The following is a 12,412-nucleotide window of genomic DNA, read 5'->3' as shown; positions in this document are numbered from 1 at the left end:
CCTCCCCAGGGCTCCGGATGCGCGGCGGTGTCGCCGCGCTCGCCGTCGCCGCCCTCGCCTCCGGCTGTGCGCAGGACGCCTCCGAGGTGCGGGGCGCCGCCGGCCGGCAGCCCCTCCAGGCGCCCCCGGCCCGCGCGCTCGACGCCTACGCGTCCAAGCTGCGCGCCGCACACGCCGCCCGGGTCGCAGCCGCCAAGCGCTGGAAGCTGAAGAAGGTCCCGCTGACGGCCCCGCCGCCCCCCGCGAAGAAGCCGGAGATCAAGGCGCGCGAGGGCTTCGAGGTGACCGGCCAGAAGAACCTCCCGCCGGTCTTCACCTCGATCCCCACCAAAAGGAAGATCGTCTTCCTCACCATCGACGACGGCGCCGAGAAGGACCCGGCGTTCCTGCGGATGATGAGCGAGCTGAAGATCCCGTACACCGCCTTCCTCAGCGACTACCTGGCGAAGGAGGACTACGGCTACTTCAAGAAGATGCAGGACCGAGGCGTCACCCTCAACAACCACACCCTCCACCACCCTTACCTGCCCGGCCTCTCCTACGCCGAGCAGAAGCGCGAGATCTGCGGCATGCAGGACGTGATCGAGGAGCGCTACGGCGAGCGCCCCACCCTCTTCCGCCCGCCCTACGGCAACTACAACCGCGACACCCTGCGCGCCGCCAAGGCCTGCGGGATCGAGTACGCCCCGATCTGGAACGAGGAGGTCTTCGCCGACCACTGGGACTACCGCGAGTGGGACCGGGAGATCCACCCCGGCGACATCGTCCTCACCCACTTCCGGGGCGCGGACGACTGGGGCGGCACCATGCGCGACATGGCCCGCGAGTTCCTCGACAAGGTCACCGCCGAGGGATACGCCGTGGCCCGGCTGGAGGACTACCTGTGAGGCGCGGGCGGTTCCGGCCGGCCGGGGCCGCCCTGGCAGCCGTACTGCTCACCGGCTGCGCCCAGTTCGCCGGCCCCGCGCAGCAGCCGGCGGCCGGTGAGCCCGCTCAGGGCGGCGACCGGGGGCAGAACCTGCCGCCCGTCGTGGACCACGTCCGCACCACGGACCGGGTCGTCTTCCTCACCTTCGACGACAGTGCCGAGCGGGACCCGCGCTTCGCCGACCTGGTCCGCGAACGGCGGCTCCCCGTCACCCTGTTCCTCACCGACACCGTCGCCGGCCCCGCGTACGGCCACTTCGCCCGGCTCCGCTCGGTCGGCGCGAGCCTGCAGAACCACACCCTGGACCACCGCTCCCTGCGCGGCCTGCCCTACGTCGGCCAGCGCGCCGAGATCTGCGGTCAGCAGACCAAGCTCAGGTCCCGTTTCGGCGTCCGTCCTCACCTCTTCCGCCCGCCCTACGGCACGTACGACACCACGACCCTGCGCGCCGCCGCCGACTGCGGTGTCGCGGCGGTCGTCCTGTGGCGGGCGGCCCTGGACGCCGGCGGCGACCTGGCCTACACCCGCGGCGAACACCGCCTCCACCCCGGCGACATCGTGTCCGTCGACCCGGACCACCCGACGGGCCTGGGCCTGAGCACCCGCACGGAACGTTTGCTGGAGACGATCGAGGAGCAGGGGCTCAGGGTGGGACGCCTGAGCGACTACCTCTGACGTCCTGCGCCGAGGTCACGCGCCGAGGTCACGCGCCGAGGTCACGCGCCGAGGTCCTGCGCCGAGGTCCTGCGCCGAGGTCCTGCGCTGACTTCTTGATGCCGGGGCGGCGGCCTCCGGGCCCCCCGCTTCCCGCCGAAATACCCCGACGCGCCGTCGGCATTGGCACTCCGCTTGACCGAGTGCTAATCGCGGTCATAGTCTCAGACCTGGCACTCCCCACTGGAGAGTGCCAACTACGCGACGGGCAGGTCCGGCACCCGCGACGACGGATCCACCTGGTCGCCACCTCAGACAGTTAACCCCGTGAGATCTCCGAAGGGGGAGGTCGGATCGTGACGACCACCAGCTCCAAGGTTGCCATCAAGCCGCTCGAGGACCGCATTGTGGTCCAGCCGCTCGACGCCGAGCAGACCACGGCTTCAGGCCTGGTCATTCCGGACACGGCCAAGGAGAAGCCCCAGGAGGGCGTCGTCCTGGCCGTCGGCCCGGGCCGCTTCGAGGACGGCAACCGTCTTCCGCTCGACGTCAGCGTCGGCGACGTCGTGCTCTACAGCAAGTACGGCGGCACCGAGGTGAAGTACAACGGCGAGGAGTACCTCGTCCTCTCGGCCCGCGACGTGCTCGCGATCGTCGAGAAGTAGTTCACCGAAGCACCTTGCTTCCCAGCTGCGCCCCTGGCTCCCGCGTCCATAAAAAGCCGGGTGTCGGGGGCGCAGTGCCGTATAACCCCAAGATTTCCGGAAGAGGGCTCACGCTCCCATGGCGAAGATCCTGAAGTTCGACGAGGACGCCCGTCGCGCCCTCGAGCGCGGCGTCAACAAGCTCGCCGACACGGTGAAGGTGACGATCGGCCCCAAGGGCCGCAACGTCGTCATCGACAAGAAGTTCGGCGCCCCGACCATCACCAACGACGGTGTCACGATCGCCCGCGAGGTCGAGATCGATGACCCGTACGAGAACCTCGGCGCCCAGCTGGTGAAGGAGGTGGCGACCAAGACCAACGACATCGCGGGTGACGGCACCACCACCGCCACCGTGCTGGCCCAGGCGCTGGTCCGCGAGGGCCTGAAGAACGTCGCCGCCGGCGCCTCCCCGGCGCTGCTGAAGAAGGGCATCGACGCGGCCGTCGCCGCCGTGTCCGAGGACCTCCTCGCCACCGCCCGCCCGATCGACGAGAAGTCCGACATCGCCGCCGTGGCCGCGCTGTCCGCCCAGGACCAGCAGGTCGGCGAGCTGATCGCCGAGGCGATGGACAAGGTCGGCAAGGACGGTGTCATCACCGTCGAGGAGTCCAACACCTTCGGTCTGGAGCTGGACTTCACCGAGGGCATGGCCTTCGACAAGGGCTACCTGTCGCCGTACTTCGTGACGGACCAGGAGCGCATGGAGGCCGTCCTCGAGGACCCGTACATCCTCATCAACCAGGGCAAGATCTCCTCCATCGCGGACATGCTGCCGCTGCTGGAGAAGGTCATCCAGGCCAACGCCTCGAAGCCGCTGCTGATCATCGCCGAGGACCTGGAGGGCGAGGCGCTCTCCACCCTCGTCGTGAACAAGATCCGCGGCACGTTCAACGCGGTGGCCGTCAAGGCCCCCGGCTTCGGCGACCGCCGCAAGGCGATGCTGCAGGACATGGCCGTCCTCACCGGCGCCACGGTCATCTCCGAGGAGGTCGGCCTCAAGCTCGACCAGGTCGGCCTGGAGGTGCTCGGCACCGCCCGTCGCATCACCGTCACCAAGGACGACACCACGATCGTCGACGGTGCCGGCAAGCGTGACGAGGTCCAGGGCCGCATCGCCCAGATCAAGGCCGAGATCGAGAACACGGACTCCGACTGGGACCGCGAGAAGCTCCAGGAGCGCCTCGCGAAGCTGGCCGGCGGCGTGTGCGTGATCAAGGTCGGCGCCGCCACCGAGGTGGAGCTGAAGGAGCGCAAGCACCGTCTGGAGGACGCCATCTCCGCGACCCGCGCCGCGGTCGAGGAGGGCATCGTCTCCGGTGGTGGCTCCGCGCTGGTCCACGCCGTCAAGGTCCTCGAGGGCAACCTCGGCAAGACCGGCGACGAGGCCACCGGTGTCGCGGTCGTCCGCAAGGCCGCCGTCGAGCCGCTGCGCTGGATCGCCGAGAACGCCGGCCTGGAGGGCTACGTCATCACCTCCAAGGTCGCCGAGCTCGACAAGGGCCAGGGCTTCAACGCCGCCACCGGCGAGTACGGCGACCTGGTCAAGGCCGGCGTCATCGACCCGGTGAAGGTCACCCGCTCGGCCCTGGAGAACGCCGCCTCCATCGCCTCCCTCCTCCTGACGACCGAGACCCTGGTCGTCGAGAAGAAGGAAGAGGAAGAGCCGGCCGCCGCGGGCCACGGCCACGGCCACGCCCACTGAGCGCTGCGCTGAGCTGAACCCGGCCGACCGGGCCGACGGTGCCCAGTACCCCTGCGGGGGTGCTGGGCACCGCGCGTTCGCCCGGGCTTGGAATCGTCGGCCCGCACGTCCGCGTACACGCCTTCCTTGATGTCGAGGACGTCCCTCAGTACGACGCTGCCGAGGCGCGGGAGGCTGCCGGGCGGGGCTCAGGGGACGTGCTGGTGAGGGCCGGGCGCCACGACCGCCCACACGGTCTTGCCCGGCGCCCCCGATCGCTCGGCCACGCCCCACTCCTCGGCGAGCGCGGCCACCAGGGCCAGCCCGCGCCCGTCCTCCGCGAGCCGCCGTCCCTCCGGCGCGAGCACCGGCCGACGCTCCCCGCGCACGTCACTCACCTCCACCAGGACGCGTCCCGCGCCATCGTGGGCCAGCCGCAGCTCGGCATCCCGCCCCGGCAGCCGTCCGTGGGTGACCGCGTTGGCCGCCAGCTCGCCCACGACCAGTTCCACGGCGTCGTGGACCGGTGTGCGGTACGGCCACCCCCAGCGGTCCAGCTGGTGCGAGGCGAGCCGCCGGGCCAGGCGGGCGCCGCGCGGGGTGGCGCTGAAGCGGAGAGTGAAGGAGGCGGCGGCCGCGAAGGAGGCGACGCCGGTGGAAGCAATGGTCATGCCTCGAAGATCCCGCTTCGTTGGCCGGTCTGACCAGGTGCTTCGACTCTACGGCCGCCATCTGTAGCGGTCGGCCCGCCGTGTGTCGGGGTGCTCGGTCACAGCAGCCCGCTCAGCGGCAGGACCCGCTCACCGAGCCGCCCCCGCAGCCTGCCCCCGTCAGTGTCGGCTTCGGCGAGCCAGTCGGCCGCGACCAGCAGCTCGGCGTGCCCGGCGACGTCCTCGGGCCGCAGCGCGCAGAAAGAGGCGACCGCGTCGAGACGGACACCGGCGCCCTCGGCGCCTTCGCCCCGCTCGCCGAGCCGCCCGTCGGGACGGCTGTGGGCGGCGGTGTACACGGCGAGGAGCCGGGTGGCGGCGCCCGCCTTCTTCTTCCGCAGCTTCCGGTCGCCCACCACCCGCTGCGCCCACCCCGACAGCCGCGCGCGGGTGACCTTGCCGAAGGAGAACGGGCGGGGCTCGGTGGGCAGCAGCGAGGGGACGGTGACCAGGGTGGGCTCCTCGGGCCGGGAGGTCAGCGCGTCGTCGGCGGAGACGTCCTCCGGCAGACGCAGCCAGCCGACGTCGACGAGCTCCTGGAGCACCCGCTCGGCATCGCCCTGCAGCCAGCCGGTGAGGTCCTGCCCGGCGACGTTCCCGGTACCGGCGCGCGCGGCCCGCAGGGTGAGCATGAGCACCGCGAGCCGCGCTTCGGCCCCGGGCAGCGGGGCGTGGGCCCGGAGGTACTCCAGCACGCCACGGGCGTGTGCGGCCTGGCCCCGGGTCAGCAACCGCTCGATGACCGGCCCGTCCCCGTCCACCGCGATGCCGAGGCGGTTGGCGTTCATCTCGCGGGTGGTCCGCGCCGCCGCCTCCGCCCGCTCCGCCTCCTCCCGCAGGGACGCGTCGCCGGTGACGTCGGCCCACAATGCGAAGGCGCGGGCCTTGCGGTCGTGGAGTTCGGCGAGGACGGCGAGGTCCGGTTCGGGGCGCCGCTGATACGCGCGGAACGCGTCCCCGAGTTCGGTCAGCTCCAGGCGCAGCACGTCGGGCTGGAGGTCGTCCGGCACGATCCGCTGCCCGATCTTCCCCCATCGCCCCGCACCCAGGTGCCCGGCGGGGACACCGCCGGGCCGGGGACGAGGGGTGGGCCGGGCGCGCGGGACGGAGGCGGCCCCGGCACCGACGGCGGCGCGATGCTCCGAGGCGGGAGCAGCCGACGGCTCGCGCCCCTCCGAGGCGGGAGCAGCCGACGGCTCGCGCCCCTCCGAGGCGGGAGCAGCCGACGGCCACCCACCGCCGGGAGCGTCGGAGAACATCACCGTCCCCCCGCCGGTCACCGCCCCCCGGCCCGGCTTCCCCCTGTCCGTACGCCCGCTGCCGGCGCCGTCGACGAACCGTCCGCCCCGGTCACCCGTGCCCGCACTCACCCGATGCCACCTCTCCCTTGTCGGCCCGCGACCCCGCCGCCCGCTGCGCGCGCAGCCACCTGACGCTACGTTTTCCGCCGCCTTCACCGGGGAGGGACCGGAATGGACCACACGTTCGGGTGACGATCCCGTGCGGGCAACAGAGCTGGGCCATCCGAGTGACATGCGCCCTAAGATCCGTGCCGTGCCGGTGAATTCAGAAGAGCGCCACTTCGCCCACGCGGCGTCCCCTACGCCTACGTCGACAAGCTCAACCGCGCTTACGCCGACGTACCGGGCGCCGACTTCGCCGACCGGCTGGAGCAGGCCGTCCGCGCCTGCGAGGACGCGGTCGCCCGGGACGGGGACAGCGGACGCCGCCCCGACATCGTCCTGCTGGACAGCCGCGCCGGCATCCACGACATCGCCGCGGTCGCCATCTCCCGCCTCTGCGACCTGGCCCTGCTCTTCGGCACGGACAACGCGCAGACCTGGGAGGGCTACGGCGACCTCTTCGCGGCCTGGCTCTCCTCCGGACAGGCACCGGCCGTCCGCGAGAAGCTCCGCATGGTCGCCTCGATGGTCCCCGACTCGCCCGAGGGCGCCTACCTCCAGTCGTTCCGCGAGCACGCCTGGGAGTGCTTCGCCCAGCTCTACGACGACGTCCCCGCCGGAGCCGACGAGTACGGCTCCGACGCCTTCTCCCCTTCCCTGGAGGACGAGGCGGCCCCGCACCACCCCGTCCCGATCCTCTTCGAACCGGGCCTGGTCGGCCTGGACCTGGTCACCGCCCCCGGGTGGCAGGACCGGGCCTTCGTGCAGGCGGCGTACCGGGACTTCCTGCCCACCGCTACGCTCCTGATCACCGCCGACCCGCAGACCAGCGAAGGACCGCGATGACCACCCCCCTGAGCGTCGAGGAGTACCGCGAGCTGCTGGCCGGCGCCCTCCCGGAGGCGTCGGACGCCGACACGGTGGAGCCGAGGGTCGAGAGCCTGTTCACCCCGGACACCCACCGCGCGGCCCTGTACGTCGACAGCACGGTGGTCCAGGGCGGCCGTGGCGTCGGCAAGACGTTCTGGTACCGCTCGCTCCTCAACGAGTCGCTGCGTGAGGTCGCCGCCCAGGAGTACGGCATCGAGCGGCTGCGGCGGGTCTCGGTGTTCCAGGGGTTCGGGGCAGCCTTGGAACCCCATCTCTACCCGGGTCCGGGTAACCTGCGGCAGCTGGTCGAGGAGGGCGTCCGCCCCTACGACCTCTGGTACGCCGTCCTGTTGAGTGCGCTCGGCCAGCCGGAACTGCGCGAGTTGCCCGAGTGGAAGGACCGGGCCGCGTGGGTGCGCGCCCATCCAGGCGCTGCGGAACGCACCGTGCAGCAGGCTGATCGGGATGCGCAGCAGTGGGGTACGACGCACCTGGTCCTCTTCGACGCGCTCGAGCACCTGCACCGGGTGCGGGCCCAAGCGGACCGGCTCGTGGGCGGCATCCTGGAGCTGGCGCTCGCCATGCGCCTGGGGACGCGCAGCATCCGCTTCAAGGTGTTCATCCGCCCCGACATGTACGACGGCGCACTGCTGCACTTCCCGGACGCATCCAAACTGACCTCGAACGCGGCGGCTCTGACCTGGTCCCGCGCCAACCTCTACGGGCTGCTCTTCCACACGATGGGCAACCACGACAGCGAACTGGCGGATCGCTTCCGGAAGCTCACGGGTGGCTGGCAGAGCGAGGCGTACAGCCCGCGCCACATCCCGCCCCCGCTGCTCAGCGGCGACGAGCAGTTCCAGTCGGAGCAGTTCACGCAGCTGGCCGGACCGTACATGGGCTCGAACTTCCGCAAGGGCCACACCTTCACGTGGCTGCCGAACCACCTGATGGACGGCGTGGAGCAGGTCAGCCCGCGCAGTTTCCTCAGCGCCTTGCAGAAGGCCCTGTCGGAGACCCGCGGCCAGTACGCCGGTCACGAGTACGCGCTGCATCACGAGGGCATCCGGCGGGGGGTGCAGAAGGCTTCGGAGACCCGGGTCAGAGAGGTCGGCGAGGACATGCCGTGGGTGGAATTGGCGATCAAGCCCCTGGCCGGGCACCAGGTCCCCATCGATCAGACGAAGGTGGAGACCCTGTGGCAGGAGTTCCGCCTCGTGGACGGGCTGCGCAAGCTGGACGAACGCTACGACCACCGCAATGACGAGGACGAGAGCAAGGTGCGGACCGGTCCCAGATATCCGGAGGACCCCCGGCTGCTGATCGAGGAACTGATCGCACTGGGCGTGATGCGCCGCCGCCGCGACGGCCGCATCGACCTGCCGGACGTCTACCGCATCGCCTTCGGCGTGGGCCGCAAGGGCGGCGTGCCCCGGGTCGCCGGCTGACCCCTGCCCGCCCTCAGCCGCGACGCGGGCGGTTCCCGAGCTGCCTCGTCTCCACGGGGCGGTCGGTTCACGGTCTCCGGGGGAGGCTCTTGCGGTCAGTGGCAACGCGGGCAGTGGGTCTCGTCTGCCACGGGCCGGAAAAGCAGCGGCTGCACGTGGTCGCCCGCGCACTCACGGGTGCCTGCGAGGCGGCGGGAGAGGCGGGGGCCCGGGGATTGTTGCCGGGCGGGGCGGTCGTCGGGGTGCGTTGGTGCCGTGGTGGCGGGCCGGTCGGCCGGCGCGGGTGGCGGGGGCGGTACGTCGCGGAGCAGGTGGCGCAGGAGGCCGCCGGGGCGGTGGACGGGGGTGCCGTCGTCAGGCAGGCCGCGCAGGATGTGCGTACGGACGGCGGTGGGCGGGTGCCCGGCGGCCAGCCAGCGGGCGGTGAGGCGCGTCAGCTCGGGGCGCATGGCGCGGGGGATGTGGCGCAGGTCGGGGGAGAGGGCGGGGAAGGTGTCGACGAGGGCGCGGGCTGCGGTGAGGTGAGGCGCGGAGGGTGCGCCGTCATCCGGCTGCGGGTCCTGCGCTTCCGCTCCCGCTTCGGGCGGTGCGGGGGGCTTGGGGGGTTGGTTGGAGGTGTTTCCTTCAAGGTCTTGAGATGGATAGCCGTCGGTGGGCGGGGTGGTCGGCTGACCGACGGCCGGTGAACGACGACCCGGTGCGAGCTGCGGTGGTGCCACGCGCTCGGTGGTGGTCGTACCGGCCGGGCCCACGGGCATCCGCGCGAGCAGCTTGACGGCTTCGCCCTCGCTCAAGGGCACGCTGGAGACGAGCTGTTGGGTGACCCAGAGACCGCCGGGCCCCTGGAGCCGCCGCTCGTGCACGAAGCCTTCGTCCTTGAGCTGCCGCTTGGCCCGGGTGAAGGCGCAGCCACCGATACGGGCACGTTCAGCCGTACGGGAGAGAGATTCCCGGGTGCCGGGAGGGAGCGAGAGCTGCCAGGTCAGGAGCCGGACGGCGTCGGAGGACAGCCGGGGATGCCGGATGAGGTCGTGCGAGAACTGGGTGAAGGCGCGCGGGGGCGCGATAAAGTGCCGGTAGATCACGGTGGAGTTGCCTTCCACTGATGGTTCAGGCCCTTGCCGACGGATTAGGCCCCGTCGGTGGGGGCTGCTTTGTGTGGTGACGCTGAGATGGACGGTAGCTCACTGATCGTGTGCGCGTCGAAGCGTTGAGTGAAGAAAGCTTTCGCTGATCGGCGTTCACCCACACGAGGCAACTTGCCCGCTCGTGACCCCTGTTGACGCGCGCGCGTCCTGGCCTCCGATTACGGAGAGTGACTGGACGACGCCGAGGAGCGAGCAGGCATGGACGCGGGAGCGGATGCGGGCACGGGCGGTACGGAACCGGACTCCAGCGGGCAGTTCCTGCGCTGCTTCGGCCGCCAGATGAAACTGCTGCGCGAGGCCGCGGAACTGACGCAGGCGCAGTTGGGGGAGCGGGTCGGGTACGGCGAGGCACAGATCGCGGCGGTGGAACAGGGGCGGCGCATCCCGAAGCCCGAGCTGGTCGACGCGGTGGACCGTGCGGTGGGGGCGCGCGGGGTGCTGGCGGCGATGAAGGAGGAGGTGGCGAAGGCTCGGTACCCGTCGTTCTTCAGGCGGTTCGTGAGACTTGAAGCCGAGGCCGTCGAACTCCACGCCTACGACACCCAGTTGGTCAACGGGCTTTTGCAGTGCGAGGAGTACATGCGAGCGGTCTTCGGCATGTGGCGCCCTCTGCTGGACACGGAGACCGTGGAGCAGCGAGTCGCCGCACGTCGTGACCGGCAACAGCTGTTGTGTCGCATGTCCAGGCCGCTCTTGAGTTTTGTCATCGACGAGCATGTTCTTCTCAGGCCCCTCGGAGGAAAGGACGTGCACCGCGCCCAGTTGGAGCAGTTGCTGATGGTCGGCCATGAGCGGCACATCGAGATCCAGGTCATGCCGACCGATCGTGAGGAGCACGCCGGAGTCGCGGGACCGTTCACGTTGATCCTCGCGTCCGGAGGGCGCAGGATGGCTTACACGGAGGTGCAGAGCAACAGTGCCCTCCACACGGAGCCCGTGAAGGTCCAGGGGTTCGAGTCAACGTATGGGGTTCTTCGGGCGCAGGCCATGACCCCGCGTGAGTCGCTGACCTGGGTCGAGAAGCGCTTGGGAGAGTTGTGAAGGACACGGATCAGGTAGCCGGTCTGACCTGGGTTAAGAGCAGTTACAGCGCGGGTGACGGCGGTCAGTGTGTGGAAGTCGCCTGGACGAAAAGCAGCTACAGCTCAGGTAGCGGCGGTGACTGTGTCGAGGTCGCGAACACGGACGCGACCGTGCTGATTCGCGACTCCAAGCAGCCGGACGCGGCGCTCCTCGCCGTCCCCAGTGCTCGATGGACGGCGTTCGTACGGATGGCCGCGCGCGGCTGATGCGACGAGGGGCGGCCGGTTCGCACCGGCCGCCCTGACGGAGAAAGGGGAGGCGCAGCCGGCACTCCTACCGCGGCCCGTACTTCCGCCCCGTCCGTGAGGTGATTCCGCCCAGCATCCCCCGCGGTACGAGCTTCGCCGCGCCCATCAGGGTCTTGTAGCGGGGGTCGGGGATGGAGAGGGACTTGCCGCGGGCCAGGTCGTCCAGGGCCGCGGTGACGACCTTGTCCGCGTCCAGCCACATCCAGTTCGGGATGTTGTCCGTGCCCATCCCGGCCCGCTGGTGGAACTCCGTGCGCACGAAGCCGGGACACAGGGCCATCAGCCGTACGCCGCTGCCGGCCAGGTCCTTCGCCACGCCCTGGGTGAACTGCACGACCCATGCCTTGGAGGCGCCGTAGGTGCCGCGCGGCACGAAGGCCGCGACCGAGGCCACGTTGACCACGCCGCCGCGGCCCCGCTCCCGCATCGTCTCCGTCGCCGCCGAGGTCAGCCGGAGCACCGCCTCGCAGTGGACCTTGAGCATCGTCAGCTCGTCGGCCATGGAGACGTCGAGGAAGCGGCCCTTGTTGCCGAAGCCGGCGTTGTTGACCAGCAGGTCGACGGGGCTCCTGCGCTCACCGAGCCGGGCGGCCACCGCCTCGATGCCGGGGTCCGTGGCCAGGTCGGCCGTCAGGACCTCCGCCTCGATTCCGTGCCGGTCGTGCAGTTCGGTCGCCTGTTCGCGCAGCCGCTTGGTGTCGCGGGCCACCAGCACCAGGTTGTGTCCGTCGGCCGCCAGCCGCCGCGCGAACGCGGCGCCGATGCCCGCCGTCGATCCCGTAATCAATGCCGTTGTCATGGCGCAAGGTTATGGGCCCGGACCGCGCAGGTACGTTTCGCTCAGGCGCCGTACGTCTCCGCGTACTTCCGCGCGGCCGCCAGCGACTCGGGGTGCAGCGCCCCGCCCGCCGCGAGCAGCCGCGGCAGCAGCTCCCGCTCCCTCGTCACCGCCCGGAACTGCAACGCCACCGTCACCTCGTGGGCGGGCCGGTGCACGATCTCGACGGCGTCGCCCGCCCGTATGCCACCGGGCTCGATCACCCGCAGGTACGCGCCCGGCGCGCCCTTCTCCGTGAAGCGCCGCACCCACCGCTTCTCACCCAGATGGCCCTGGAAGGTGCGGCAGGGGATACGGCCGCTGGTGACTTCGAGCACCAGGTCGGGGCCGATCCGCCAGCGCTCGCCGATCAGGGCGCCGGAGACGTCCAGGCCCGTCGTCGTGAGGTTCTCGCCGAAGGAGCCGTTCGGCAGCGGTCGGTCCAGCTCGCGTTCCCAGTCGTCCATGTCCTCGCGCGCCATCGCGTACACGGCCTGGTCGGCGCCGCCGTGATGCCGGGTGTCGCACACCGTGTCGCCGGCCAGTCCGCTCGCCCCGACGCCCTTCGCTCCGGGCGCGGCCACGCGTACCGGCCCGTCAGCCGGCCGCTTGTCGATGCCGGTGACGCGCTCGGGATGGTCCGTGTACGGCACCGCCTTCGCGCGGCCCAGATTGACGGAGAGAAGCTTCATGGCGGAACGGTAGGACAATCCTC

General features: G+C 71.1%; 13 protein-coding genes. 8 read left to right on the top strand and 5 right to left on the bottom strand.

Annotated elements, in window-relative coordinates:
• Positions 1-17 precede the first annotated feature (17 nt).
• The 4 genes from ACIQ1J_RS26015 (at position 18) to groL (ending at position 3,991) form a co-directional block, all read left to right on the top strand.
• Positions 18-887 (top strand): polysaccharide deacetylase family protein, encoded by an 870-nt coding sequence (locus ACIQ1J_RS26015; RefSeq protein WP_403560500.1) that lies wholly within the window; start codon positions 18-20, stop codon positions 885-887.
• Positions 884-1,603, top strand: coding sequence for a polysaccharide deacetylase family protein (locus ACIQ1J_RS26010; protein WP_403560498.1), 720 nt, complete (start codon positions 884-886; stop codon positions 1,601-1,603). The genes ACIQ1J_RS26015 and ACIQ1J_RS26010 overlap by 4 nt, the downstream gene beginning before the upstream one ends.
• A 335-nt stretch (positions 1,604-1,938) precedes the next feature.
• On the top strand, positions 1,939-2,247 hold the full coding sequence (gene groES, locus ACIQ1J_RS26005; protein ID WP_003974211.1) for a co-chaperone GroES: 309 nt from the start codon (positions 1,939-1,941) through the stop codon (positions 2,245-2,247).
• Between the two features lie 118 nt (positions 2,248-2,365).
• Positions 2,366-3,991, top strand: a complete 1,626-nt coding sequence (gene groL, locus ACIQ1J_RS26000) for a chaperonin GroEL (protein WP_210957899.1) — start codon at positions 2,366-2,368, stop codon at positions 3,989-3,991.
• Between the two features lie 188 nt (positions 3,992-4,179).
• Here groL and ACIQ1J_RS25995 read toward each other — a convergent pair whose 3' ends face one another.
• Positions 4,180-4,641 (bottom strand): ATP-binding protein, encoded by a 462-nt coding sequence (locus ACIQ1J_RS25995; RefSeq protein WP_403560496.1) that lies wholly within the window; start codon positions 4,639-4,641, stop codon positions 4,180-4,182.
• Between the two features lie 98 nt (positions 4,642-4,739).
• Entirely contained in the window at positions 4,740-6,050 is a 1,311-nt protein-coding gene (locus ACIQ1J_RS25990) for a hypothetical protein (RefSeq protein WP_403560494.1), read from the bottom strand.
• A gap of 546 nt (positions 6,051-6,596) precedes the next feature.
• Here ACIQ1J_RS25990 and ACIQ1J_RS25985 point away from each other — a divergent pair.
• Positions 6,597-6,929 carry a hypothetical protein gene (locus ACIQ1J_RS25985; protein ID WP_403560492.1) on the top strand — a complete coding sequence of 111 codons (333 nt, stop codon included), beginning with the start codon at positions 6,597-6,599 and terminating at the stop codon, positions 6,927-6,929.
• The gene (locus tag ACIQ1J_RS25980; protein ID WP_403560490.1) at positions 6,926-8,401 is read left to right on the top strand and encodes a hypothetical protein; all 1,476 of its coding nucleotides are present in this window, start codon (positions 6,926-6,928) and stop codon (positions 8,399-8,401) included. The genes ACIQ1J_RS25985 and ACIQ1J_RS25980 overlap by 4 nt, the downstream gene beginning before the upstream one ends.
• A 95-nt stretch (positions 8,402-8,496) precedes the next feature.
• On the opposite strand, the gene ACIQ1J_RS25975 is transcribed toward ACIQ1J_RS25980, so the two are convergent.
• Positions 8,497-9,504, bottom strand: a complete 1,008-nt coding sequence (locus ACIQ1J_RS25975) for a hypothetical protein (protein ID WP_403560488.1) — start codon at positions 9,502-9,504, stop codon at positions 8,497-8,499.
• A 243-nt stretch (positions 9,505-9,747) separates the two neighbouring features.
• Here ACIQ1J_RS25975 and ACIQ1J_RS25970 point away from each other — a divergent pair, with 243 nt between their 5' ends.
• Positions 9,748-10,590: a helix-turn-helix domain-containing protein gene (locus tag ACIQ1J_RS25970; RefSeq protein WP_403560486.1), complete on the top strand. Its 843-nt coding sequence runs from the start codon at positions 9,748-9,750 to the stop codon at positions 10,588-10,590.
• On the top strand, positions 10,587-10,838 hold the full coding sequence (locus ACIQ1J_RS25965; protein WP_403560484.1) for a DUF397 domain-containing protein: 252 nt from the start codon (positions 10,587-10,589) through the stop codon (positions 10,836-10,838). The genes ACIQ1J_RS25970 and ACIQ1J_RS25965 overlap by 4 nt, the downstream gene beginning before the upstream one ends.
• Positions 10,839-10,905: 67 nt before the next feature.
• Here the strand turns inward: ACIQ1J_RS25965 and ACIQ1J_RS25960 are convergent, their stop codons facing one another.
• Both ACIQ1J_RS25960 and ACIQ1J_RS25955 read right to left on the bottom strand, forming a co-directional pair.
• The gene (locus tag ACIQ1J_RS25960) at positions 10,906-11,679 is read right to left on the bottom strand and encodes an SDR family NAD(P)-dependent oxidoreductase (RefSeq protein ID WP_403560482.1); all 774 of its coding nucleotides are present in this window, start codon (positions 11,677-11,679) and stop codon (positions 10,906-10,908) included.
• A gap of 41 nt (positions 11,680-11,720) precedes the next feature.
• Positions 11,721-12,389 (bottom strand): MOSC domain-containing protein, encoded by a 669-nt coding sequence (locus ACIQ1J_RS25955; protein ID WP_403560480.1) that lies wholly within the window; start codon positions 12,387-12,389, stop codon positions 11,721-11,723.
• Between the last annotated feature and the right edge of the window lie 23 nt (positions 12,390-12,412).

The sequence above is a fragment of the Streptomyces sp. NPDC097107 genome (genome assembly GCF_044762405.1).
Lineage (GTDB): Bacteria > Actinomycetota > Actinomycetes > Streptomycetales > Streptomycetaceae > Streptomyces > Streptomyces thinghirensis.
The sequence above is the reverse complement of the archived record's forward strand: the minus strand, read 5'-3'. Positions and strand labels throughout refer to the sequence as shown.